This window comes from Actinoplanes sp. CA-142083, assembly GCF_050942195.1.
GTDB lineage: Bacteria > Actinomycetota > Actinomycetes > Mycobacteriales > Micromonosporaceae > Actinoplanes.
In genome coordinates this window covers 215,532-237,913 of record NZ_CP192076.1, presented here as the reverse complement: position 1 = coordinate 237,913, position 22,382 = coordinate 215,532, and the positions used below count along the sequence as shown (strand labels likewise).

Genomic DNA, 22,382 nt, shown 5'->3' with positions numbered 1-22,382 from the left:
ACTCCCGTGACTGCCGATATGCCCGAGACGCCGCCCACGGTCCGCCAGGTTCCGAGCGTGCGCACGTTCCATGGCGACTCCGTGACAGACGAGTACGCCTGGCTCGCGGAGAAGGACAATCCGGAGACCCTCGCCTATCTGAAGGCCGAGAACGAGTGGACCGAGAAGGCCACCGCTCACCTGGCCGGGCTGCGCGACACGGTCTTCCAGGAGATCAAGGGCCGCACCCAGGAGACCGACCTGTCGGTGCCCAGCCGCAAGGGCGGGTACTGGTATTACACCCGCACGGTCGAGGGCAAGCAGTACGGCATCCAGTGCCGGGTCGCGGTCGCGCCGGGCGAGGTCGACCCGCCGATGGCCGAGGACAAGCCGGGCGAGGAGGTGCTGCTCGACGGCAACGCGCTGGCCGAGGGAAAGGACTTCTTCGCGCTGGGCACGTTCGACGTGAGCCCGGACGGCAACTGGCTGGCCTACTCGATCGACTTCGACGGCGACGAGCGCTTCACCCTGCGGGTGAAAAACCTGACGACCGGCGAGGTGCTGGCCGACGAGGTGCCCGACACGTTCTACGGCACCGCGTGGTCGGGTGACGGCAGCGCGCTGTTCTACATCACGGTCGACGACGCCTGGCGGCCGCACCGGGTTTGGCGGCACACCGTGGGCAAGCCGGCGAGCGAGGACGTGATCGTCTTCGAGGAGGCGGACGAGCGGTTCTGGGTCGGCGTCGATCTCACGCGCAGCGAGAAGTTCATCGTCATCGACACGCAGAGCAAGCTGACCTCCGAGGTGCACGTCATCGCGGCCGAGGCTCCCGAGTCCGAGCCGGTGGTGATCGCGCCGCGCGAGCAGGGCGTGGAGTATTCGATCGAGCACCACGGCCACCGCTTCCTGATCCTGCACAACAAGAACGCCGAGGATTTCGCGCTGGCGTCCACATCGGCCGACCACCCGGGCGAGTGGGTGGAGATGATCGCGCACGAGCCGGGCACCCGTCTCGAGGCGGTCGACGCGTTCTCCCGGCACATCGTCATCTCGCAGCGCCGTGACGGGCTGACCGGGCTGCGGGTGATCGGCGACGGCAGCACCGACTCGTACGACATGCCGTTCCCCGAGCCGCTGTACAGCGTGGGCCTGACCGGCAACCCCGAGTACGACACGACCACGGTCCGGATCAGCTACACCTCGATGGTCACGCCCGACTCGGTCTTCGACGTCGACCTGGTGACCCGCAGCATGCTGCTGCGCAAGCAGAAGCCGGTGCTGGGCGGCTACGACCCGGAGGACTACGAGCAGTTCCGGGAGTGGGCGCGGGCCGGCGACGGCACCAAGGTGCCGATCTCGATCGTCGCGCGCAAGGGCGTCGCGCGGGACGGCTCGGCTCCGGCCATGCTGTACGGCTACGGCTCCTACGAGCACAGCATCGACCCGTACTTCTCGATTGCCCGCCTGTCCCTGCTCGACCGGGGTGTCGTCTTCGCGATCGCGCACGTGCGCGGCGGCGGCGAGATGGGCCGCCGGTGGTACGAGGACGGCAAGATGCTGACGAAGAAGAACACCTTCACCGACTTCGTGGCCTGCGCCGAGGCCCTGGTCACCAAGGGCTGGACGTCGGCGGCCCGGCTGGTGGCCCGCGGCGGCTCGGCCGGCGGCCTGCTGATGGGCGCGATCGCCAACCTCGCCCCGGACGACTTCGCCGGCATCGTGGCGCAGGTGCCGTTCGTCGACCCGCTGACCTCGATCCTCGACCCGTCGCTGCCGCTGACGGTCACCGAGTGGGAGGAGTGGGGCAACCCGATCGAGTCGGCCGAGGTGTACGCCTACATGAAGTCGTACAGCCCGTACGAGAACGTCGCGAAGCTGACCTATCCCAAGATCCTCGCGGTGACCAGCCTCAACGACACCCGGGTGCTCTACCACGAGCCGGCCAAGTGGGTCGCCCGGCTGCGGTCCACCGCCCCCGACGGCAGCTACCTCCTCAAGACCGAGATGGGCGCCGGCCACGGCGGCCCCAGCGGCCGGTACGACTCCTGGAAAGAGGAGGCCTTCGTCGTCGCGTGGGCCCTCGACGTCATGAAGGCCGTCTAACCGATCCGCAGCTCCTCGAGGTCGGTGCTGGAGCGCAACACCAGCGTTCCGGCGCCGACCGCGACGAGCACCGCCAGCAGCGCGCCCGCGCCGAGCATCCCCAGGTCGCCCCACGGGATCGGCACGTGCAGCACGGTCGGCGCCTGCACGACGGCGGGCGCCACGCAGTGACCCTCGACCGGCGGGTCGGCCAGGCAGTTCGCGTACTCCCGGCCCAGGTTGAAGTCGGTCCGGATGAGGCGGACCAGGGCGTCGCCGGCGGCGAGCGCCAGCAGCAGGGCCGGGATCAACGGCGTCAGCGTCTGCCACAAGATCGCCGCGGACAGGGTGCGGCGGGGGACGCCGGTCGCGGTCATTGACGCGTACGTCCGCCGGCGCGCCACGATGCTCTCGGCCAGCGCCACGAGCAGTCCGGCCGCCGCCACCGCCGCGCTCAAGCCGACCGCCACCATGACCAGCCGGATCGCCCCGAAGTAGAACTCCGGCGAAGACGGCGAGCCGATCCCGCCGTCCGTGAAGGCCATCATCCGGTTGTACAGGTCGTAGTAGTGGAAGGTCGTGGCCAGCAGGGCCTTGTAGCCCAGCGCCACCGCCCCCGCGATCACCGCGACCAGCAGCGCGGCCATGGTCCGGCTGCCGTTCCACGGGTCGGTGATGAGGCGCTGGCCGGCGAGCAGGGTGGCCGGTCCCCGGCCGTACCGGCGCAGCAGCCGGCCGGCGGTGTGCGAGATCCAGCCAACGCCGAGCACGACGCCCGCCATGGTCAGCAGCAGCCCGGCGGCGAGGAAGACGTACAAGAGGTTCTTCGAGACCTTGATCTGCTCGCCGAACTGCAGCGGCAGACCGAAGATCACGATCCCGGCCACGATCATCAGGCCGGGCCAGGGGCGGGGGCCGCGCGTGCGCACGCGGCGCACCACGCCGAGGGGCGTCACGATGACCCGGCGCATCAGCAGGGCGCCGATCGACGCGGCCAGCAGCGGGACGAGCAGCACCAGCAGCACGATGACCGGCGCCGGCGGCAGCACGTCGGCGGGAAGGACGCGCGGTCCCCCTCGTCCCTCGACGATCGAACGGGCCACCAGGTACGCCGCCAGGCCGGTCAGCGAGCCGAGCAGGCCCGCGACGGCCGTCTCGGCGGTGGCGATCAGCATCGCCTCCCGCGGCGTGGCCCCGGCCAGCCGGATCGCGGCGAGCCGCCGGTCGCGGGCCGGCGCGCCGAGCCGGATGCACTGCCCGGCCAGCGCCAGCACCGGGAACGAGACCAGCACCAGCGTCGCGGCCACCCCGGGCCGCAGGCCGGGCTCGACGAGCAGCTCGTTCGTGTACCGGTCGGCCCAGCCGTGAATCGACAGGACGGTGGCCGCGCAGAGCATCGCGACGGTCGCGAGCAGGGCGCTCAGCGCGGTGAGCACGGTCCGCAGCACGTCGGTGCGGTTGCCGGCCACCGCGAGCTGGGCCAGCGTCGACGGTCTCACCGGATCACGCCCAGGCCCAGCCCGGTGGGGTCGAGGACGCCGTCGCGCAGGGCCACCTCGCGGTCCGCGTACGCGGCGACGGTGGCCTCGTGCGTGACCAGCACGACTGCCGTGCCCTGGTCGCGGGCCACCCGCACGATCTCGCCGAGCACCTGCTCGCCGGTGAGCACGTCGAGCGCGCCGGTCGGCTCGTCGGCGAACAGCACCCGCGGCCCGGTGACCAGCGCCCGCGCGGTGGCGCAGCGCTGCTGCTGGCCGCCGGACATCGTCCCGGGCCGCTGCTCGGCGAGGTCGGCCACGCCGAGCCGCTCGAGCCACTCGAACGCGACCTGCCGCGCCTCCCGCCGCCCCGTGCCGGCGAGAAGCAGCGGCAGGGCGACGTTCTCCACCGCGGTGAGCTCGGGCACCAGCTGCCCGAACTGGAACAGCACCCCGAACTCGGTGCGCCGCAGCCGGGACCGCGCCGCCTCGGACCACAGTCCGATGTCGTGGTCGCGGTAGGTGACCGTGCCGGCGTCGGCCCGCAGGATCCCGGCCAGGCAGTGCAGCAGCGTCGACTTCCCGCAGCCGCTGGGCCCGGTCACCGCGACGATCTCGCCCTCCTCGACGGCGATGTCGATGCCGCGCAGGGCGGGAGTGGAGCCGTAGCCGCGAACAAGTCCGGTGCCGCTCAGTAGTGCGCTCAAGAGGTCACTTCCTTCTGCATCGCGGCGACTCGGCTGAGCGTGGTCCGCAGCCAGCGCAGGTCGGCCTCCAGGTGCCCGATGGCGTAGTCGGCGGCGACGACATCGCCGACGCCCGCCCCGGGCACGGACTTCGCGGTGGTGAGCTCGCGCATGCGGCTCATGTGGGCGGCCCGCTGGGCGACCAGGTAGTCGCGGGCCCGTTCGGCGTCGGCGGCGAGCAGCGCGACCACCACCTTGCTGAAGAGCTCACTCGTCACGTACGGCGCGGGCGGTTCCACCGCGGACAGCCACGTGTCGAGATGGCGGCGGCCCTCGTCGGTCAGCTGGTACGACGTACGGTCGGGGCCGCCCTCACGGTCCTGGCCGGCCTCGGCGACGTAGCCGTCCCGCTCGAGCCGGCCGAGGGTCGCGTAGACCTGGCCGAACGCGAGCGGCTTCGCCTGCGGGAGCCGCTCGTCGTGGGCGCGCTTGAGGTCGTACCCGTGCCGCGGGCCGCCGGCGAGCAGCCCGAGGAGGACATGGGCGGTGGACATGGCGACTACTATTCAATGAGTGAATAGCTGTCGTCAACTCTCAACCGCGGCGCAGGGCCACTACCGCGACGTCGTCATCGGCCTGTCCGGCCGCCCCTAGCTGCAACAACAGCCGGTCGCAGAAGTCCTCGAGATCGGGGTCGACGTCGCCGGCGACCCGGCGCAATGCCGCCAGGCCCACGTCGATGTCCTCGTCGCGGCGCTCCACCAGGCCGTCGGTGTAGAGCACCAGCGTGCCGCCGGGCGGCAGCACGAACGTCAGGTCGTCGGGGCGCGGCGCGTTGATGCCCAGCAGCGTGCCGCCCGGCTGCAGGTACGTCACCTCGCCCGCGGTGTGCAGCAGCGGCGGCAGGTGCCCCGCGCCGGCCATCCGCACCTCGCCGGTCGCCGGGTCGAGCGTGAGCAGGCAGACCGTCGCCGAGTCGGCCGGCAGCACCGTTCGCATGAAGCGGTTGACCAGGTCGAGCACCGCGCCCGGCGGGTGGCCCTCGACCGCGTACGCCCGGACCGCGTGCCGCACCTCGGCCATCACCGTGGCCGCGTGCAGCGAGTGGCCGGCCACGTCGCCGATCGCCACCAGCAGGCGGCCGCCGATCATGGCCACCTCGTAGAAGTCGCCGCCCACCTCGGTCTGCGAGCCGGCCGGCATGTACCGCACGGCCATCTCGACGCCGGCCACCCCGGGCAGCCGCGACTGAAGCAGGCTGCGCTGGAGCGTCACGGCGATCCGGTGTTCCTCGTCGTACGACCGCTGCGCCTCGACCGCGGCCGCCACCGCCTGCGAGAGCTGGCGCAGCACCGGGAAACCGGGCGTCTGCGAGCTCATCGGCACCGCCACGTAGACCGCCGGCCGATCGATGCGCAGGCGGGCCGCGGCCACCGCCACCGACTCGCCCTCCGGCCACTCGACCACGTCCCAGTCGGCGGGCTGGTCGGTGCGCACCAGCGAGCCGACCGCCACGTTGCGCTCGGCCAGCGACCAGGGCCGGACCACCGGCGGCGAGCCGACCGCGGCCAGGCTGTCGCCGTCGACGGTCTCGGCCAGCACCACGACCGGGCCACCGAAGATGTCGTACGCGCCGGCCGCCGCCGCCTCGAGCAGGGCGGGCAGGGTGGACGCCAGGTTGATCGCGAGCGTGGCCTCGGCGAGCCGGACCATCCGGGCCGCCAGCTGCTCGGCGCGGCGCCGGGCCGAGTAGTACCGCAGCACCGACTGACAGGTGGCGATCAGCTCGTCGGGCTCGATCGGCTCGACCAGGTAGGCGTCGGCGCCGCGGTTCAGTCCCTGGGTGCGGTCGCTGACGTCCACGGCGTGGGCGGAGACGTGGATGACGGGCAGCACCCCGTACGCGGGATCGCTCTTGATCCTCTCGCAGACGTCGAAACCGCTCATGTCGGGAAGCTTGACGTCCAGAACGACGAGATCGATCCCGGAGCCCGGCAGAACGCGCAGCGCCTCGGTCCCGGTCTCCGCCTGGCGCACCGTGAAACCGGCCCGGCTCAGCCAGCTGACCAGCAGGTAGCGCTTGGTGGCGCTGTCGTCGACGACGAGGACGGTGGCGGGGCTCATGACACCGGCAACCGTACGGTGAAGGTGCTGCCCTCCCCGGGCACCGACTCGACACGCAGGCCGCCGTTGAGGATGCCGACCAGCCGCCGGGCGTACGGCAGGCCGAGGCCGGTGCCCTTGCCCATCAGCGCCTGACTGCCGGGGACCTGGTAGAACTCCTCGAAGATCCGCTCCTGCTGATCGGCCGGGATGCCCGTGCCGGTGTCCGACACGGTGAACTCGACATCGCCGTCCACCGCCCGGGCGGCCAGCCGGACCTCACCCTCCGCGGTGAACTTGATCGCGTTGGTCAGCAGGTTGCGCAGCACCCGGGCCATCAGCACCTCGTCGGTTCGCAAGCCGGCCACCCGTGGCTCCTCGATGACGAAGTCGACCTCGGGGCGCGTCGCGAGCGGCCGCAGCGTGCCGCGCAACTGCCCGAAGACGGCGCGCAGGTCCACCTCGGCCCACTGCGGCTCGATCCGGCCGGCCTCCGCCTTGGCGAGGTCGAGCAGGTCGTTGACCAGGTTGAGCAGGTCACCCGAGGACGAGCTGATCAGCTCGACCTGGCGGCGCTGCTCGGAGCCGAGCGGGTCGGACGCCGGATCGAGCAACAGCCGGCTCAGCCCGATCACGGCGGTCACCGGCGCGCGCAGCTCGTGGCTCACGTTCGCCAGGAACCGGCTCTTGGCCTCGCTCGCCTCGCGCAACTGCTCCGACTTGTCGTCCAGCTCGGCGTAGAGAGCCACGACGCCGCGATTCGTCTCCTCCAGCTCCTCGGAGAGCTGGTTGTAGAGCGCCATCACGCCGCGGTTGGTCTCTTCCAGCTCGGCGTTGAGCCGGGCCAGGTCGTCGCGCTGTGCGCGCACCTCGTCGAGGGCGGCGATGAGCTGCTGATTCTGATCGCTCAGCTCGTCGAGCGGGGTGCCGGGAACATGCTCGGCCAGCCCGGTGCGGATCTCGTCCATGCGTTCCGGGGTCAGCCTCGGCGCGCTCGCCGGCAACCGTCGGGCCATCGAGACCACCGTACCGGTTTCGCCATCGCCGACCTCCAACGTGTCGACCAGGCGGCCGACCTGCGCGATCTGCGGGCCGACCTCGGCGGCGCCGCCGGGCGACGGGTTCTCCACCGCCACCCGTAACGTTGGTACCCCGTTCAGCTCCATGACGAACGCCACGTCGGCGTCCTCGCCGAGGGCGAGCATGACCCGGCCCACCTCGCTCAGCGCGGTGGCCAGCCGGGTCTGGTCCTGCTGCTCCATACCGACCGCGCGGGCCACCTCGCGGCCGAGGTGGCGCGCCACGAACACGTCCTGCTCCACCCGCAGGCGCATGCGCATGAGCGGCTCCCGCGTCATGGCAGCCGAGCCACCAGCACGCCGGCGTCGTCACGGCGGACACCGGCGTCGCGCAGCACGGTCGCCGCGATCACCGCCGGCGAATGGGTGAGCAGGCCCGGATAGTCGGCCATGTCGAAGCGGTCGACAACGCCGTCGCTGTGCATCAGCACGACCGCGCCGGGCTCGATCGGGTAGTCGTACTGCCGGATCTGGCGGCGCTGGTGACCGGCGATGCCCGGCAGCGAGATCATGCCGCGCCGGCCGCTCGGGCCGATCACCGTGCCGGAGATGTTGCCGAGGCCCGCATAGCGGACCAGGCCGGCCTCCGCGTCGAGCTCGGCCACGGCCAGGGCGGCGCCGCGGGTGTGGTTGAGGCGGCGGTGCAGGGTGTCGACCAGGGCGGCGGGCGGTTGCGACGGCGCGCTGACGAACGCGTGGACCGCCTCGTGGGCGGCCGCCGCGGCGAGACTGCCGTGTCCCAGCCCGTCGCACATCAGCACCTGGCGCCGGCCGTCCACGTCGCGGACGGCGAAGGCGTCGCCGCTCACCGGCTCGCCGGTGAGCGGGCGGGTCAACCCCGCGGCCCAGGCGGGTGGCGGCGGGTCGGAGGGCCAGACCTGGGCGACAAGCACGGTCCCTTTGCCGGGTACGGAGTGCAGATCGCTCCACGAGGCCTGGCGAACGATCGCGCCCAGCCCGATGCCGAGGGTGCCCGCCGTCGAGTGCCCGTCGCCGACCGAATGCGCCAGGTCGGCCATCCCCGGCCCGTGGTCGATCGCGATGATCTCGACGCCGGCCTGCTGCTCGTCGCGGACCGCGCGAACCAGCAGCGTGCCCTGGTCGGCGTGCTTCACCAGGTTGCCGGCCGTCTCGGCGGCCACGATGGAGAGGTCGGCCGTCCGCTGCTCGGACAGGCCCAGCTGGCCGGCCAGCCGCTCGGCCGCGCGGCGGACGGCGGACGCGTTCGCCGCGGCCTCCACCCGGAACCAGGCGCCCCCGTTCAGCAGGTCCTCGGGGAGCGACGCCACGGTGTCTCCGATCATCGGCACCACTTGGTGACGGTAATTGTTGTTCCCCGTCCGACCGCGGTGTCGATGACGAACTCGTCGACGAGCCGCCGGGCGCCGCTCAACCCTAGCCCCAGGCCGTTTCCGGTGGTGTAGCCGTCGGTGAGGGCCAGGTCGAGGTCGACGATGCCCGGACCCTCGTCGGCGAAGACGATCTGGATGCCCTGCCGGCGGCCGTTGTCGACCCGGGCGACCTCGACCGTGCCGCCCCCGCCGTAGACGAGGGTGTTGCGCGCCAGCTCGCTCGCCGCGGTGACCAGCTTGGTCTGGTCGACCAGCGACAGCTTGACCGCCACCGCGACGGTCCGCACCAGCTGGCGTACCCGGACGACATCCTGGTCGGATCCGACCAGGATCCGCTCGCCGTTGCTCACGGCTCGGGTACCTCTTCGGGTTCCGCCTCGGATTCCACGACGGGCTCGTCGTCGCCGGCCCGGTCGCGGGCCAGCAGCGCCATGCCGAGCTCGACGTTGAGCGCGGTGCGGATGCCCGGCAGCGACAGGCCCAGCTCGACCAGCGTGATGGCGACGGCCGGGCGCATGCCGACCACCACGGTCTCGGCGTCGAGCACCCGGGAGATCGAGGCGATGGTGGCGAGCGTACGGCCGACGAACGAGTCGACGATGTCGAGCGCGCTGATGTCGATGATCACGCCGTGACAGCCGGTCGCCACGATCCGCTCGGCGAGGTCCTCCTGCAGCTGCAGGGCGACCTGGTCCTCCATGTCGATCTGGATGGAGACCAGCAGGATGTCGCCGATCTTGAGGACCGGAACGCGCTCCACGTCAGCGACCCGTTTGTTTGAGGACGAAACGGAGCGCGTCGGCGAGCGACGCCTTGGTCGCGATGTCGCCGAACTCGATGCCGAGCGCCACGATCGTCTGGGCGATCTGCGGCCGGATGCCGGAGATGATGCAGTCGGCGCCCATCAGCCGGGCGGCCACCACGGTCTTGAGGATGTGCTGCGCCACCTGGGTGTCGACGGCCGGCACGCCGGTGATATCGATGATCGCGTACGGCGAGCCGGTGTCCACCAGCGTCTGCAGCAGCCGCTCCATCACCACCTGGGCGCGGGCCGAGTCGAGCGTGCCGACCAGCGGGACCGCGACCACGCCCTCCCACAGCTTGACCACCGGGGTGGAGAGCTCGAGCAGCTGCTCGGCCTGGTCGGCGATGAGCCCCTCGCGCACGCGCACGTAGCTGTCGAAGGTGAACAGCGCGGCGTCGTCGACGAACGCCGAGACGGCCACGTAGTCGCGCAGGTTGTTCGTGTCGGAGCCGTCCATGACCCCGAGCAGCGCCTGCTTGAAGGCGAAGACGCTGACCGCCGTCTCGGTGGCGCTGAAGCCCTGCCGGGCCCGATGGGTGGACAGCTCGCTCAGCTGGGCGCGCAGCTCGGCGGCCGCCTCCCGGGTGAGATCGGTGGCCCCGCCGGCGAACGCCAGCTGGAAACCCTTGCTCAGGTCCGCCGTCTGCCGCTCCAGCTCGGCGCGGCTCAACCGGCCCCGCAGGGTCTGGGCGACCTGATCCGTCCAGGCGCCGACCAGCGCCTCCCGGCTTTCCTCGAGCAGAACGGCGAAACGGCTCGCCTCTTCCGGACTCAGCGACACCGCTGCCTCCCTCTTACGCGCGACGGCGCGGACTTTACCATCGGCGGATGCAATAGTTGCCGTCAGCCAACTAAAGCCGCAAGGTCACAAACCGCGTGCCCCGTCCTGCCGATCAGACATGACCTGGAGTACCGTTCAGCACATACCTGGAGGTCCTGAATGTCCCTGACGGTACAAACGGAACAGCGCGCCGACATGGTCGTCGTGTCGGTGGCGGGCGAGCTCGACATGGCCACCGCGCCCCAGCTGCAGGACCAGATCAGCGACCTGCTCGAGAAGGGGCGCACCCGCCTGGTCTTCGACCTGGCCGAGGTCTCGTTCTGCGACTCCACCGGCCTGTCGGTCTTCGTCCGGGCGAAAAACAGCACCGACGACGCGGGCGGCACCGTCCGGCTCGCCGCGCCGCAGCGCGGGGTGCTGCGCATTCTCGAGGTGAGCGGCCTGGTCGAGGTGCTGCGCACCTATCCCTCGGTCGACGAGGCGGTGGCCGCTCAGGAGCCCGCGCTCGACTGAGCTCGGCGCTTTCTGTATTCGCCCGGTCGGCGTAGTTTGTCGCCGACCGGTGGCGGGCACCTGCTGCCGGGACCGACCGAACCCCCTCGGCGTGCTGGAGTGTGCTCGTGAGCAAAATGGTCCAAGGCTTCAAAGACTTCATCATGCGCGGCAACGTGGTCGACCTGGCGGTCGGCATCGTGATCGGCGCCGCGTTCACCGCGGTCGTCACCGCGTTCACCAACGGCTTCGTCAAGCCGCTGATCCAGCTGCTCGGCGGTGGTGAGGGCATCGGCGCCGGCACCTGGGAGGCGCGCAAGGGCGTCGTCTTCGACTACGCCACCTTCCTCAACGCGATCATCACCTTCCTGATCACCGCGGCCGTTCTCTACTTCCTGGTCGTCATGCCGCTCAACATGCTGGCCGAGCGCCGCCGGCGCGGCGAGGAGCCGCCGCCGAAGACCCCGAGCGAGGACATCCTGCTGCTGACCCAGATCCGCGACCTGCTGGCGCAGAACGCCACCGCCTCGGGCGCCCAGGGCAGCGCCGTGAACGACATCCTCAACCGCCGCCAGGACCCGCCGCGCTAAAAAGATCAACCAGACCGGGTACGATTCGAACAGATGTTCTATACAGTAGCCGGATGGAGCAGCGTAAGCACTGGTGGAACGGCAAGTGGGGCCGCATCGCCCGCAAGGACGTATACCTGCGGGTGAGCGGCGACCAGTGGTATGTCGAGCAGCGCGCGGGCGGTGCGGATGGCGTCTCGCACTTCTTCGAGTGCGACAGCGAGGACGCCGCCCTCGACACCGTGCGCGCGCTGCTCTCCGGGCCGGACGAGTGGCGCGAGCTCTCGGTCCGGCCCCCGGCCCGTTGATTCCTGCGCGGCGCGGCGTTCCCGGCGCGACTCCCGCGCGGCCTTCTACGCCGCGCGGTCCTGGCGGTGCTCCGCGGTCATCGGGCCGCGGGGCACGAGGCGCAGGCCCGGCCGCGCGGCCGGGATCGACGGCTCGTCCTCGTCGTCCATGAAGCGCGCCCGCCAGCCCGACCAGCCCTCGCTGCGCGCCCCCGGCGGCGCCGCGAAGCCGCCCGGGATCCGCGAGAGCGCGACGACCAGCAGATACCCGAGGATCACGAAGCCGTGGCTGACCAGCCGGGTGGAGTCGACCCGGTCGCCGGTCAGGTCGTTGACCGAGAGCAGCAGCAGCATCCCGACGAACGCGGTGAGCATCGGCACCAGCCCCGACGGCCGCGAGCGCCGCAGCGCGATGAAGAGGTACCCCGCCCCCACCGCGACGTTCCACGCGGCCGACTCGTGCCACAGGTGGCCCGGGGTCGCGTCGAGCCCGGCGGCGTGCACGTGGCTGCCGGCGAAGCCCCCGCCGACCTGGGTCAGACCGAGGATGAGCTGCACCGCTCCCACGCCCGCGAGCGCGACGTAGAGCGCGGCCGCCACCGGGAAGCGCCTCTTCTTCGGCGCCATGACCGGCGGCATGGCGGCCAGAATGCTCGCGCTGAGATCCGGGGCGACGCCCACCGCCGTACGCGTCAATCTGTTGACCTTGGCGGCCGCGTCGAGCCACTCCCGGCAATCGGCGCACCCTGCCAGATGCTCGTCGACCAGCGGCCGGCCGGCCGGATCGTCCTCGCCGTCCAGCTGTGCAGACAGCATCTCGCGCCACCGCTCACAACCCATGTACCCATAGTCGCGCGTAGCGCCCGCAAAGTTCCCTGTGGTTGGATCGGCGGTCATGGTCGAGCTGGGCGGGCAGATCGTTGACCAGGACCTCCGGAAGGCGCCGCTGACCGAGGCCGTCATCGCCGACACCGACTTCCTCCGGTGCCGGCTCGACGGCGCCTACCTGTTCGGCGCCGTCTTCCAGCGCGGGTCCGTCGTCGAGTGCGGCGTACGGCGCGCCGACCTGCGCGACGCGCTGATCGTCGACACCCGGTGGCAGTCGATCGACCTCGCCGGGGCCCGGACCAACCGGCTCGCGGCGGAGCGCACGACGTTCGAGGGCTGCACCTTTCCGCCACTGAACCATGTCGAGTTCCGCGAGTGCTCGTTCGTCGGTTGCCGGTTCACCGGGAGGCTGTCCGACGTGCAGTTCCTCGGCGGCGGCGTGCTGCAGGACGTGGTGTTCTCGTCGGACGACTTCCGCTTCGCCGAGTTCCACGGCATGGAGTTCGAGTCGGTCACCTTCCCGGAAAGCGGCCGCCTCATCGTCATCCCCCGCAATTTCCGGGCTGTGGCGCGGCGGGCCGACGTCCTCTCGACCGTGCGCCGGGACGAGATCGGCAAGACGTTCCGGCGGATGCTTTCCGCGCAGTCGCTGCAGCGGCCGGAGAAGAGCGAGACCGCCGGCTGGGTCCTCGCCAAGCGGGACTGGGACGACGACGAGCTGGCCGACTTCGCGGCCGAGATCCTCTACGCGGCGCAGGCCGAGATCGCCGGCTAGCAGGCCGGCTAGCGCAGGCTCGGCGGTGGCCCAGGCAGCTGGGGCCGGCCCGCGTGCGGCTGGGCGCCGCTGCCGCCCATCAGCCGCTTGCGCTCCCGGAACGCCCGCAGGTTGGCCGTGTTTCCGCAGGTGGAGACGTCGTGCCAGACGCCGCTGTTGTTGCGGGAGGTGTCGAAGAACGCGGCCCGGCAGTCGACGTTGTGGCAGAGCTTGAGCCGCGGCCACAACCCGGCCTGCTGGGCGAGCAGAGCCTCGGCCCAGAGCGCGGAGGCCAGCCAGCGGGTGCCGCGCCCGGTCGGGACCATGCGGACCCAGCCGTCGGCGTCGGGCACCAGGCTCACCGGCACGTCGGCCGGCGGGAGCGCGCCGTCGAGCAGGCCGTCCTTGCCGGCGGCGAGGATCACATTTTCGAAGGTGGTGCGCAGGCGGCGCAGCGACCGCAGATCGGACGTCGAGATGAGCAGGGTCGGCGCCGGCAGGCCGGAAACCCGGGACCAGGTGGTGAGCGCCTCGGTCAGCCATCGCTGGGCGTCGTCGGCGGTGACCAGCAGGTCGGAGCCGTAGTGCAGGGTCGCCCGGGTGTTCAGCAGCTCCTGCACGAGCGCGAGCCCGGCGGGGGCTTCGCGGACGCCGTGCCGGGCGCTGGCCAACCATGACATAGCCGAAGGGTACTTGACTCTTTTCCGTAACCGCGTCCACCACTCGTTCGGACCTGTCGGTCACGATCGGGATGCGAATGGGTCTCATTCGCCGTCCACTGGTCAAAGTGAGACGTTTTCGGCAATGATCTCTGGTGGGACGGGAGGAGCGAATGGTGCGCAAGGCTCTGACGCTGGCGGTCGCGCTGGCAGCGACGATCACGCTGGCCGCCGGGTGCGGTTCGGAGGACACCCCTGATACGGGTGCGCAGGCTCCGTCCGTACTCCCCTCGGTCTCCACGGAGCCCAGCCCCTCACCCAGCGTGACCGAGTCGCCAACCCCGGCGCCCACGACGCCCTCTCCCACGGCGACGGCCAAGCCGCAGAAGCTCAAGATCGGCTCGAAGGGCCCGCAGGTGCTCGCGCTGCAGCAACGGCTCACCGACCTCGGGTACTGGAACGGCAAGGCGGACAGCAAGTTCGGCGGCACCACCCAGCAGGCCGTCCTCGCGATCCAGAAGGCGGCGGGCATCGGCCGGGACGGCACCGTCGGGCCCAAGACGCAGAAGGCACTGGACGACGGCGTACGCCCGAAGGCCAAGTCGAAGACGGGCACCGGCTACCTCGTCGAGATCAATTTGAAGAAGCAGCTGCTGATGTTCGTCAAGGACGGCGCGGTGGTGGCCACGCTCAACACCTCGACCGGTTCGAACGAGCATTACGAGTACGAGGGTCAGACCTACCTCGCCGACACCCCGACCGGCCACTTCAAGGTCGGCCGGCAGATCGACGGCGTGCGGCACGGCCCGCTCGGCGACCTGTTCCGCCCGAAGTACTTCAACGGCGGCATCGCGGTGCACGGGTCGCCCAGCATCCCGGGGTACGCGGCCTCGCACGGCTGCGCCCGGGTGTCGAACGCGGCGATCAACTGGATCTGGGCGACCGGCAAGATGCCGCTGAAGACCAAGGTCTGGGTCTACAGCGCCTGATTCACCCGTCGATCCGGGTGATGTTGCGGATCTTGTTGGAGGCGTCGAGGGCCGCCACCTTGTACGCCTCGGACAGCGTCGGATAGTTGAAGACCGCGTCGACCAGGTAGTCGACCGTGCCGCCGCAGCCCATCACGGCCTGCCCGATGTGCACGATCTCGGTGGCGCCGGTGCCGAAGACGTGCACGCCGAGCAGCTTGCCGTCCTCGGGGGCGACCAGCAGCTTCAGCATGCCGTACGAGTCGCCGACGATCTGGCCGCGGGCGAGCTCGCGGTAGCGCGCGATGCCGACCTCGAACGGCGTCGACGAGTCGGTCAGCTCGTCCTCGGTCTTACCGACGAAGCTGATCTCGGGGATCGTGTAGATGCCGATCGGCTGGAGCTGGCCGATCTCGCGCACCGGCTCGCCGCAGGCGTGGTGCGCGGCCAGGCGGCCCTGCTCCATCGAGGTGCTCGCGAGCGCCGGGAAGCCGATCACGTCGCCGACCGCGTAGATGTTGTCGACCGCCGTACGGTAATTGGCGTCGACCTCGATGCGGCCGCGACGGTCGGCAGCGAGCCCGGCCGCCTCGAGCGCGAGGTCGTCGGTCTGGCCCTGCCGGCCGGCCGAGTACATGACCGTGTCGGCGACGATCTTCTTGCCGCTCTTGAGGACGCAGAGCGCGGCCGTGGCGTGCCGCTCGACCGCCGCCACCTCCTCGCCGAAGCGGAAGGTGACGCTCAGGTCGCGCAGGTGGTACTTGAGCGACTCGATGATCTCGTCGTCGCAGAAGTCGAGCATCTGGTCCCGTCGCTCGACGACGGTGACCTTGGTGCCGAGCGCGGCGAACAGCGACGCGTACTCCATGCCGATGACGCCGGCGCCGACCACGACCATGCTGCGCGGGACCGCCTGCAGGTTGATCACACCGTCCGAGTCGACGATCGTACGGTCGTCGAAGTCCACACTGTCCGGCCGCGCGGGCCGGGTCCCGGCCGCGATGATGATCTTGTCGGCGGTGACCTTGTTTTCCCGGCCGCTGCCGCCGTCGACGTAGATCGAGTGCGCGTCGGCGAACCGCCCCACGCCGGTGATCATCTGGACGTGGTTGCGGGAGAGCTGGTTGCGGATGACGTCGGTCTGCCGGCTGATCACGTGCTGGGTGCGGGCGGCCAGGTCGGAGACGGTGATCTCGTCCTTGACCCGGTAGCTCGAGCCGTACAGGTCGCGCTGGCTCAGGCCGGTCAGGTAGAGCACCGCCTCGCGCAGGGTCTTGGACGGCACCGTGCCGGTGTTGATGCAGACGCCGCCGATCATGTCGCGGCGGTCCACTATGGCGACGCGGCGGCCCAGCTTGGACGCGGCGATCGCGGCCTTCTGACCGCTGGGCCCGGAGCCCAGCACCAACAGGTCGTAGTCATACACATCGCTTAGCGTCGCAGTCCGCGTGCACGGCAGTCCATGGGCGCCATCAGCTTTTTCCGCGGTGTTCGCGTGTTGATCTCGCGGCGCGGCGCCGGGACGGCCGCCGGCGGCAGAGCGGTCCCGTAGATCTCGGCGCAGATCACCACGCTCATCCACGGGACCCAGGGGCCGCTGAGCTCCACCGTCCGGTCCTGGAACCGCAGCGCCACCGACCATTCGCTGAGCCGCATGGCGGAGATGCCGGAAAGCAGGTATTCGTCGCCGACGATCAGCCGCCGGCTGGTGATCACCGCGATCCGGCGTTCGTTTTTCAGGGTGACCGGAAACCAGCCGTACTGCTTCTCCCCTGGGCGCAGCGCGACCGTCGGCGCGACGGCGGCCGGGCGCCCGCCCCGCCGCACCAGGCCGGCCAGCATGGTCATCGCGCGGAACCCCGCGCTGAGTTGTCCGGCGTCGTACTCCAACGCCCCACTCCGTTCTCGACGGACCGCCCCCGTGCGGCCACGTCCGATACTGACCGGTCCCGGGCCGCCCCGACCAGCCAATACCCTTCCCTGGGGGCCGGATTTGTCCGATCCGGCTAATCCTTTAGAAGCGCTCGCAGCTCACCCACTCATCGGGCGCGGGATCGGCGTTGCCGAGAACGCACTGATCCCCGCCCTCGCCGCCGTCCAGGTGGATCGGCTGCTCCGTCCACGCGTGGCCCCACAGCACGTCGTCGCCGTCGCCGCCGTAGAGGAAGGCGCCGCCTCCGCCGCCGAGCAGCGTGTCGTTGCCCCCGAGGCCGTAGATCACGTCGCCGCCGCCGTACCCGTCGATCCGGTTGTCCAGCTCGTTGCCGGTGAGCCGGTCGGCGTGCTGGTAGCTGCCCATCAGATCCTCGACGTCGGCGCCGACCGTGTCACCCTCGCCCGGCGCGCCGTCGTCGCCGGCCTCACCGTCGAGATCGACGACGACCGAGCCGTTGTGGTCGCGGTAATCGACCAGGTCACGGCCGTCTCCGCCCAAAATCACATCCGCGTACGGCTGAGCAGCGTCGCCCTTGAGCGTGTCGTCCCCGCCCCTGCCGTCGAGGTGGTCGCGCCCCGCCGCGCCTTCGAGGTAGTCGTTGCCGGGGCCGCCCTCGAGCGTGTCGTTGCCCGGCCCGCCGACCAGCGCCGTCCCGGTCGCCGAGGCGTACAGCCGGTCGTCCGCGTTGCCGCCGATGATCGCGTCGATGTCCGCGGCGATCGTGTCGCGCTCCCCCGCCTGGCCGTCGTCGCCGCTCACCCCATCGGCGTCGGCGGTCACCGGCAGGTTGCGGCCCGCGTAGGTCACCTCGTCGTGGGCGCTACCGCCGCCGCTGAGCAGGTCGGCGTCGGCCTGTCCCGGCCGGACCGCGGTGTCCTCCCGGATGTCGTCGAGGCCCGGCCCGCCGTACACCCGGTCGTTGCCGAGGTTGCCGCTGAGCTGGTTGGTGCCCGGCCCGCCGTACAGAACGTCGTTGCCCTCGCTGCCGTAGATCATGTCGTCGCCGGCCGCGCCGTTCAGGTAGTCGTCGCCGGCGTGCCCGACCAGGGTGTCGGCGCCGTTGCCGCCCTCGACGCGGTCGTTGCCGGCCTCGCCGTCGAGGCTGTCGTCGCCGTCCTGCCCGTACAGCGCGTCGTTGCCGTCCCGGCCGAAGAGCCGATCGATGCCCGTCCCGCCGTCGATGCCGTCGTTGCCGCTGCCGCCGTAGCTCGTGTCGTTGCCGTCCTGACCGTAGATCCGGTCGTTGCCGGCGCCGCCGTCGATGCCGTCGCTGCCGCTGCCGCCGTACACGACGTCGTTGCCGTTGCCGGCCCAGATGCCGTCGGCGCCGGCCTCGCCGTACAGGATGTCGGCCCCACTGCCGCCGTAGATCCGGTCGTTGCCGGCGCCCGCGAACGCCCGCATCGGCACCGCTGTCCGGTTGGCCACCGTGTCGTTGGAGTCGGAGAGCCACACCTGAATCAGCTTCGCGGTCTTGGCGGTGGTGCATCGGACCTTGGTCCTGTCGCCCTTGACCGCCTTGCAGCCCTTGCCGGCCCGGATGGCGACCCGATCGTCGATGGTGACCGTCAGCCCGCTGCGGGTGATGACGATGTTGTTCACCGCCCTCGCGGCCGCCCCGAAGCTGACCGTGGTCGACGACACCGAGGCCACGCCCGTAGCGGCGGCCTGGGCCGGCGCCGGCATCGCGAGCAGGCCGAGCGAAAGAGCGGTGGGCAACACCAGCCACAGTGGACGCATTTGCACGGCCGGAATGATAGATCATGACGCCTATTCCAAGCACTTGCTTTACATCGACCGTCGCCGAGCGGAGCATTCCAAGCATGTCTTTGGAATCGGAGGGTCGCAGGGTCGTCGGCGACGCCCTGGCGCTGCGCGCACTCGCCCATCCGTTGCGCCTCAAGCTGCACGCCCTGGTCGGCCGCGAGGGCTCGGTCACCGCCGCCGAGGCGGCCCGGCAGCTCGGCGTCAGCCAGGCGCTCGCCTCCCACCACCTGCGCCAGCTGGCAAAATACGGCTACGTCGAGCCCGCCGAGGCCGGCGACAACCGCGAGCGCCCGTGGCGGGTCACGCACACGTCCACCAGCTTCGAGCCGGAAAAGACGGACGAGGCGCAGGAGGCCGTCGAGGCCCTGGAGCGCTTCGTCATCGAGCGCACAGGCGCCCAGTTCGCCGACTGGCAACAACGCCGCGCCGACGCCGACCCTCGCTGGGCCGACCAGACCGGAATCTCCCAGAGCCTGGTCTACCTGACCCTCGACGAGATGACCGAGCTCCACCGAGCCTGGACCGAGCTCATCACCCCCCTGGTCGACCGCCGCCCCCTGGGCGACACAGCGGCCCGCCCCGCAGACGCGATCCCGGTCGACATCACGCTGATCGCCACCCCGCTACCGCCCACCGCCTCCGGCGGCTGACATGCGGGTCCTAGCCAACCGCGACTACCGCCTGCTGCTGGCCGCCAACTTCGTCTCGTTCACCGGCGACTGGATCCTCACCACCGGCCTGGCATACCAGGTCTACGTCCTAACCGGTTCCACTTTGGCCTCCGCCACGATGGTCCTGGCCGCACTGCTCCCACAGGTCACCCTGGGCTCGTTCGCCGGCGTCCTGGCCGACCGCTGGGACCGCCGCCGCACCATGATCGCCTGCAACCTCCTCCTGGCAGCCACCCTGCTGCCGCTGCTGCTGGTCACCCACCCCGGCCGAGCCCCGATCGTGTACGCCGTAGCAGCCATCCAGAGCACCCTGGCAGTCTGCTTCGCCGCAGCCGAGGCCGCCCTGGTGCCCACCCTCATCGCACAGAAGCACCCGCTCGCGCAGCCGGCCCCCGCCGCGCAGCCGGCCCCCGCCGCGCAGCCGGCCCCCGCCGCGCAGCCGGCCCCCGCCGCGCAGCCGGCCCCCGCCGCGCAGCCGGCCCCCGCCGCGCAGCCGGCCCTCACGGCGCAGCCGGACTCGGCCGCGGCGAAGGATCTGGTCACGGCGAACGCGCTGAACGGCCAAGCCCGCGACGTGGCCAGGCTGACAGGCGCGGCCCTGGGCGGTTTGCTGGCCGCCTCCGGCGGCATCCAACTAATCACCCTGGTCGACGCGGCAACCTTCGCCGTAGCCGCCGCCCTACTGACGGCAATCAGGCACCGGGTGGCCCGGGCAAGCTCCCCCGCCACGCCGCCGCGTTTCTTGCGCGACTGGCGAGAGGGCACCCGTATCGCCCTCGGCAACCGCACCCTGCGAACGCTGGCGGCCTTCGCACTGATCACCGGCGTGGGCGAGGCCATCATGATGACCCTCATGGCCCCGTTCGTCCGCGACGTCCTGCACGGCGGCAACGAGGCCTACGGCACCATCATGGCCGTCCAGGCGGTGGGCGGCCTGGCCGGCGGCATGACCGCTACACTGATCGGCCACCGCTTCTCCCCGCGCCTGCTACTGGGCGCCGGAGCAACCGTCTTCGGTCTGCTGGACCTGGTCCTGTTCCTCTATCCACTTGTCAACGACGCCCTCTGGCCCGCCCTCACCGTCATGGTCCTCGTAGGCCTCCCCGGCGCCTTGACCATGGCCGGCCTCACCACGGTCTTCCAGATCTCCACATCAGACAGCCACCGCGCCCGGGTCTTCGGCGCGATCACCGCCCTCAAGGCCACCGCCATGCTGGTCGGCATAACCCTGGCCGGCACCCTCCCATCGCACGCGGGCATAGTCCCGGTAATCGCCCTCCAGGGCGTCGGCTACCTATCCGCCGGCCTCCTGGTCCTGGCCGTCCTCCCCACCACCCGGCCTCCAACCGCCGACCAGACCTCCCGCTTCGCCGCTCACACCAACGCGCACCCGGCCCATCACTCCACCGACCAACCAGCCCCGCCCCCTCACCCCACCAGCCATCCGGGCTCCGCCGTCCAGCCAGCCAAGCCCCCGCACCTCACCCGCCATCCGGCTCCGCCTCCCAACCAGCCAAGCCCCCTCACCTGACCGGCCATCCGGGCTCCGCCGCCCAACCGGCCCTCGCCCCCTGGCCGCACCCAGCCGGCCGCCGAGACTGGCGTTTAGGCCGCCGCGCGGGTGGCCGACTGGCTCGCCTCGGGGAACCAGCTGTCGAGAGCGCGCCGCAGCTCCTCCAGGGGCGCGTCCTCACCCGGACCGGCCGCCCAGGCGATCACGCCGTCGGGTCGGAGCAGCACGGCGGACAAGCGGTCGTCGCCGAGATCGGTTGCCGTGACGGCCTCGACCCGGCCATCGTCGAGCCCTTTGGCATCGGGGTGCAGCAACAGCGCGTGGCCGCTGGTGGTGAGCTCTTCCAGCGGAACGCCGTCGACTGTCAGCGGCGGGCAGGCGGTGCCGGTCAGGGGATGCCTGGCGGGGTAAGGCATCTCGTGACGGATCGTGATGCCGGAGAGCAGGCGGCTCAGGTGCCTGTTGACCTCGGGCAAGTCCATGAGGTCGCTGACGATGTCGCGCAGCGCGTCGACGTGTGGCCCGGGCGCCAGCAACGCCGACTGGGCGCGGGTGTTGGCGAGGACGGCCGCGCCGACCGGATGCCGCTCGGCGGTGTAGGTGTCGAGCAAACTGGCGTTGCCATGGACCGCGGCGGCGAGCTTCCAGCCCAGGTTGACGGCGTCCATCAGGCCGAGATTGAGCCCCTGGCCACCGTTGGGCGAGTGGACGTGCGCGGCGTCGCCGGCCAGCAGCGTGTGCCCTCGCCGATAGGTGCCGGCCTGCCGGGCCTGATCGGTGAAGCGCATGCCGCCGTGAAAGTCGGTGATCTCGACATCGACGCCGGCCACCCGATGGACGCTCGCGCGCATCTCCTCGGCGGTCAGCGGCGCCGACCGATCGGGCTCGGTATCCAGGAAGTCGTAGGTGGCGACCATGCCGTCGCCGTGGAACAGCGTGCCGGCCGCGAGCCGCCCGGGCGCCGGAAGCGGACCGGTAACCCCGGCACGCGCGAACCGGATGGTCATCAGCGGCGGAGTGCCCGGGAACTCGAAACCGGCAAGCCCGCGCACGACGCTGTGCCCGCCGTCGCAGCCGACCACATAACCGGCCGCGACCCGCCTCGGCCCGGTCGGCGTGTCGACGGTCAGCACGCCACCGCTGTCGGCGGCATCCAGCCCCGTCACGGCGTGGCCGAAGAGCACCTCGACCCCGAGGTCGTGCAGGTGGCGACGCAGGAGGGCCTCGAGCGCGGGCTGACCGATCAGCACGCCGCGACGGCCCGGGTCGGCCGCCTCCAGGTCGATCTTGTGAATCCACGCGAAGTGGGACCTGGTCGTGCCGTGATCTTGCTCGAGCTTTCGCAGCCCGTGCTCGTGCTCGCGGTCGAGCTCGGCGCCCAGGCCCCGGCGGCGCAGCGCCTCGGCCGCCAGCGGGCCGATCCCGCGGGCCTTGGGGAGCTCACTCGGCCCGGCTAGGCGCTCCAGCACCATCGGCCGCACTCCCGCGAGCGCCAACTCGGCCGCGAGCAGCAGCCCCACCGGCCCGGCACCCACCACGACGACTTCAGCCTGCATGGCGAACCCCCGCTCCAACATGAGACGAGACGGT

At 71.3% G+C, this 22,382-nt stretch carries 23 protein-coding genes; 8 read left to right on the top strand and 15 right to left on the bottom strand.

The features are described 5' to 3' along the window. The first annotated feature begins 18 nt into the window (after nt 1-18). Entirely contained in the window at nt 19-2,085 is a 2,067-nt protein-coding gene (locus ACQPZX_RS01155) for a S9 family peptidase (RefSeq protein ID WP_433384910.1), read from the top strand. Here ACQPZX_RS01155 and ACQPZX_RS01150 read toward each other — a convergent pair. Genes ACQPZX_RS01150 through ACQPZX_RS01110 form a run of 9 tightly spaced genes read right to left on the bottom strand, consistent with a single transcriptional unit; the run spans nt 2,082 to nt 10,348 of the window. Further along, nucleotides 2,082-3,563, bottom strand: a complete 1,482-nt coding sequence (locus ACQPZX_RS01150; RefSeq protein WP_433373084.1) for an FtsX-like permease family protein — start codon at nt 3,561-3,563, stop codon at nt 2,082-2,084. The two genes, ACQPZX_RS01155 and ACQPZX_RS01150, sit on opposite strands and share 4 nt — an antisense overlap. Further along, nucleotides 3,560-4,249 carry an ABC transporter ATP-binding protein gene (locus ACQPZX_RS01145; protein WP_433373081.1) on the bottom strand — a complete coding sequence of 230 codons (690 nt, stop codon included), beginning with the start codon at nt 4,247-4,249 and terminating at the stop codon, nt 3,560-3,562. Before ACQPZX_RS01145 ends, ACQPZX_RS01150 begins: the two co-directional genes overlap by 4 nt. Next, nucleotides 4,246-4,782 carry a PadR family transcriptional regulator gene (locus ACQPZX_RS01140; protein ID WP_433373079.1) on the bottom strand — a complete coding sequence of 179 codons (537 nt, stop codon included), beginning with the start codon at nt 4,780-4,782 and terminating at the stop codon, nt 4,246-4,248. Before ACQPZX_RS01140 ends, ACQPZX_RS01145 begins: the two co-directional genes overlap by 4 nt. Before the next feature lie 40 nt (nt 4,783-4,822). Then, entirely contained in the window at nt 4,823-6,352 is a 1,530-nt protein-coding gene (locus ACQPZX_RS01135) for a SpoIIE family protein phosphatase (RefSeq protein ID WP_433373077.1), read from the bottom strand. Then, on the bottom strand, nt 6,349-7,665 hold the full coding sequence (locus ACQPZX_RS01130) for an ATP-binding protein (protein ID WP_433384907.1): 1,317 nt from the start codon (nt 7,663-7,665) through the stop codon (nt 6,349-6,351). The genes ACQPZX_RS01135 and ACQPZX_RS01130 overlap by 4 nt, the downstream gene beginning before the upstream one ends. Before the next feature lie 20 nt (nt 7,666-7,685). Further along, nucleotides 7,686-8,714 (bottom strand): ATP-binding SpoIIE family protein phosphatase, encoded by a 1,029-nt coding sequence (locus ACQPZX_RS01125; protein WP_433384904.1) that lies wholly within the window; start codon nt 8,712-8,714, stop codon nt 7,686-7,688. Continuing rightward, the gene (locus ACQPZX_RS01120; protein WP_433373074.1) at nt 8,711-9,112 is read right to left on the bottom strand and encodes an anti-sigma regulatory factor; all 402 of its coding nucleotides are present in this window, start codon (nt 9,110-9,112) and stop codon (nt 8,711-8,713) included. The genes ACQPZX_RS01125 and ACQPZX_RS01120 overlap by 4 nt, the downstream gene beginning before the upstream one ends. Then, a complete protein-coding gene (locus ACQPZX_RS01115; protein ID WP_433373071.1) occupies nt 9,109-9,522 on the bottom strand; it encodes an STAS domain-containing protein in 414 nt (137 codons plus the stop codon). Before ACQPZX_RS01115 ends, ACQPZX_RS01120 begins: the two co-directional genes overlap by 4 nt. A gap of 1 nt (nt 9,523) precedes the next feature. Beyond that, nucleotides 9,524-10,348, bottom strand: coding sequence for an STAS domain-containing protein (locus ACQPZX_RS01110; protein ID WP_433373068.1), 825 nt, complete (start codon nt 10,346-10,348; stop codon nt 9,524-9,526). Between the two features lie 159 nt (nt 10,349-10,507). Between ACQPZX_RS01110 and ACQPZX_RS01105 the strand changes: the two genes are divergently transcribed. From ACQPZX_RS01105 to ACQPZX_RS01095, 3 genes are all read left to right on the top strand, one after another. Further along, the gene (locus tag ACQPZX_RS01105) at nt 10,508-10,861 is read left to right on the top strand and encodes an STAS domain-containing protein (RefSeq protein ID WP_378977500.1); all 354 of its coding nucleotides are present in this window, start codon (nt 10,508-10,510) and stop codon (nt 10,859-10,861) included. 116 nt (nt 10,862-10,977) lie between these two features. After that, nucleotides 10,978-11,430, top strand: a complete 453-nt coding sequence (mscL, locus tag ACQPZX_RS01100) for a large conductance mechanosensitive channel protein MscL (protein WP_433384901.1) — start codon at nt 10,978-10,980, stop codon at nt 11,428-11,430. A gap of 53 nt (nt 11,431-11,483) precedes the next feature. Next, complete coding sequence (locus tag ACQPZX_RS01095; RefSeq protein WP_396033493.1) at nt 11,484-11,717, top strand: hypothetical protein; 234 nt, start codon at nt 11,484-11,486, stop codon at nt 11,715-11,717. Between the two features lie 45 nt (nt 11,718-11,762). On the opposite strand, the gene ACQPZX_RS01090 is transcribed toward ACQPZX_RS01095, so the two are convergent. After that, nucleotides 11,763-12,536, bottom strand: a complete 774-nt coding sequence (locus tag ACQPZX_RS01090) for a zf-HC2 domain-containing protein (protein WP_433373064.1) — start codon at nt 12,534-12,536, stop codon at nt 11,763-11,765. Between the two features lie 55 nt (nt 12,537-12,591). On the opposite strand from ACQPZX_RS01090, the gene ACQPZX_RS01085 reads away from it, so the two are divergent. Continuing rightward, nucleotides 12,592-13,299: a pentapeptide repeat-containing protein gene (locus tag ACQPZX_RS01085; protein ID WP_433373061.1), complete on the top strand. Its 708-nt coding sequence runs from the start codon at nt 12,592-12,594 to the stop codon at nt 13,297-13,299. An 8-nt stretch (nt 13,300-13,307) separates the two neighbouring features. Here ACQPZX_RS01085 and ACQPZX_RS01080 read toward each other — a convergent pair whose 3' ends face one another. After that, the gene (locus tag ACQPZX_RS01080) at nt 13,308-13,958 is read right to left on the bottom strand and encodes a CGNR zinc finger domain-containing protein (RefSeq protein ID WP_433373059.1); all 651 of its coding nucleotides are present in this window, start codon (nt 13,956-13,958) and stop codon (nt 13,308-13,310) included. A gap of 152 nt (nt 13,959-14,110) precedes the next feature. Here ACQPZX_RS01080 and ACQPZX_RS01075 point away from each other — a divergent pair, with 152 nt between their 5' ends. Beyond that, nucleotides 14,111-14,926 carry a L,D-transpeptidase family protein gene (locus ACQPZX_RS01075; protein WP_433373056.1) on the top strand — a complete coding sequence of 272 codons (816 nt, stop codon included), beginning with the start codon at nt 14,111-14,113 and terminating at the stop codon, nt 14,924-14,926. 1 nt (nt 14,927) lies between these two features. Here the strand turns inward: ACQPZX_RS01075 and sthA are convergent, their stop codons facing one another. From sthA to ACQPZX_RS01060, 3 genes are all read right to left on the bottom strand, one after another. After that, on the bottom strand, nt 14,928-16,331 hold the full coding sequence (gene sthA / locus ACQPZX_RS01070; protein ID WP_433373054.1) for a Si-specific NAD(P)(+) transhydrogenase: 1,404 nt from the start codon (nt 16,329-16,331) through the stop codon (nt 14,928-14,930). A 5-nt stretch (nt 16,332-16,336) separates the two neighbouring features. Then, nucleotides 16,337-16,795 (bottom strand): hypothetical protein, encoded by a 459-nt coding sequence (locus ACQPZX_RS01065; protein ID WP_433373051.1) that lies wholly within the window; start codon nt 16,793-16,795, stop codon nt 16,337-16,339. A gap of 124 nt (nt 16,796-16,919) precedes the next feature. Further along, nucleotides 16,920-18,581: a calcium-binding protein gene (locus ACQPZX_RS01060; RefSeq protein ID WP_433384898.1), complete on the bottom strand. Its 1,662-nt coding sequence runs from the start codon at nt 18,579-18,581 to the stop codon at nt 16,920-16,922. Between the two features lie 83 nt (nt 18,582-18,664). Here ACQPZX_RS01060 and ACQPZX_RS01055 point away from each other — a divergent pair, with 83 nt between their 5' ends. Together ACQPZX_RS01055 and ACQPZX_RS01050 are read left to right on the top strand one after the other, a co-directional pair. Continuing rightward, a complete protein-coding gene (locus tag ACQPZX_RS01055) occupies nt 18,665-19,258 on the top strand; it encodes an ArsR/SmtB family transcription factor (protein WP_433373049.1) in 594 nt (197 codons plus the stop codon). A 1-nt stretch (nt 19,259) separates the two neighbouring features. Further along, nucleotides 19,260-20,810: an MFS transporter gene (locus ACQPZX_RS01050; RefSeq protein ID WP_433373046.1), complete on the top strand. Its 1,551-nt coding sequence runs from the start codon at nt 19,260-19,262 to the stop codon at nt 20,808-20,810. Nucleotides 20,811-20,884: 74 nt separating this feature from the next. On the opposite strand, the gene ACQPZX_RS01045 is transcribed toward ACQPZX_RS01050, so the two are convergent. Beyond that, the gene (locus tag ACQPZX_RS01045; protein WP_433373043.1) at nt 20,885-22,369 is read right to left on the bottom strand and encodes an FAD-dependent monooxygenase; all 1,485 of its coding nucleotides are present in this window, start codon (nt 22,367-22,369) and stop codon (nt 20,885-20,887) included. Between the last annotated feature and the right edge of the window lie 13 nt (nt 22,370-22,382).

Coding starts and splice junctions, on each gene's coding strand:
- ACQPZX_RS01085 (WP_433373061.1), top strand. CDS start 12,592: ATGGTCGAGCTGGGCGGGCAGATCGTTGACCAGGACCTCCGGAAGGCG.
- ACQPZX_RS01090 (WP_433373064.1), bottom strand. CDS start 12,536: ATGGGTTGTGAGCGGTGGCGCGAGATGCTGTCTGCACAGCTGGACGGC.
- ACQPZX_RS01075 (WP_433373056.1), top strand. CDS start 14,111: ATGGTGCGCAAGGCTCTGACGCTGGCGGTCGCGCTGGCAGCGACGATC.
- ACQPZX_RS01125 (WP_433384904.1), bottom strand. CDS start 8,714: ATGATCGGAGACACCGTGGCGTCGCTCCCCGAGGACCTGCTGAACGGG.
- ACQPZX_RS01140 (WP_433373079.1), bottom strand. CDS start 4,782: ATGTCCACCGCCCATGTCCTCCTCGGGCTGCTCGCCGGCGGCCCGCGG.
- mscL (WP_433384901.1), top strand. CDS start 10,978: ATGGTCCAAGGCTTCAAAGACTTCATCATGCGCGGCAACGTGGTCGAC.
- ACQPZX_RS01060 (WP_433384898.1), bottom strand. CDS start 18,581: ATGCGTCCACTGTGGCTGGTGTTGCCCACCGCTCTTTCGCTCGGCCTG.
- ACQPZX_RS01080 (WP_433373059.1), bottom strand. CDS start 13,958: ATGTCATGGTTGGCCAGCGCCCGGCACGGCGTCCGCGAAGCCCCCGCC.
- ACQPZX_RS01045 (WP_433373043.1), bottom strand. CDS start 22,369: ATGTTGGAGCGGGGGTTCGCCATGCAGGCTGAAGTCGTCGTGGTGGGT.
- ACQPZX_RS01095 (WP_396033493.1), top strand. CDS start 11,484: ATGGAGCAGCGTAAGCACTGGTGGAACGGCAAGTGGGGCCGCATCGCC.
- ACQPZX_RS01135 (WP_433373077.1), bottom strand. CDS start 6,352: ATGAGCCCCGCCACCGTCCTCGTCGTCGACGACAGCGCCACCAAGCGC.
- ACQPZX_RS01055 (WP_433373049.1), top strand. CDS start 18,665: ATGTCTTTGGAATCGGAGGGTCGCAGGGTCGTCGGCGACGCCCTGGCG.
- ACQPZX_RS01130 (WP_433384907.1), bottom strand. CDS start 7,665: ATGCGCCTGCGGGTGGAGCAGGACGTGTTCGTGGCGCGCCACCTCGGC.
- ACQPZX_RS01155 (WP_433384910.1), top strand. CDS start 19: ATGCCCGAGACGCCGCCCACGGTCCGCCAGGTTCCGAGCGTGCGCACG.
- ACQPZX_RS01050 (WP_433373046.1), top strand. CDS start 19,260: ATGCGGGTCCTAGCCAACCGCGACTACCGCCTGCTGCTGGCCGCCAAC.
- ACQPZX_RS01105 (WP_378977500.1), top strand. CDS start 10,508: ATGTCCCTGACGGTACAAACGGAACAGCGCGCCGACATGGTCGTCGTG.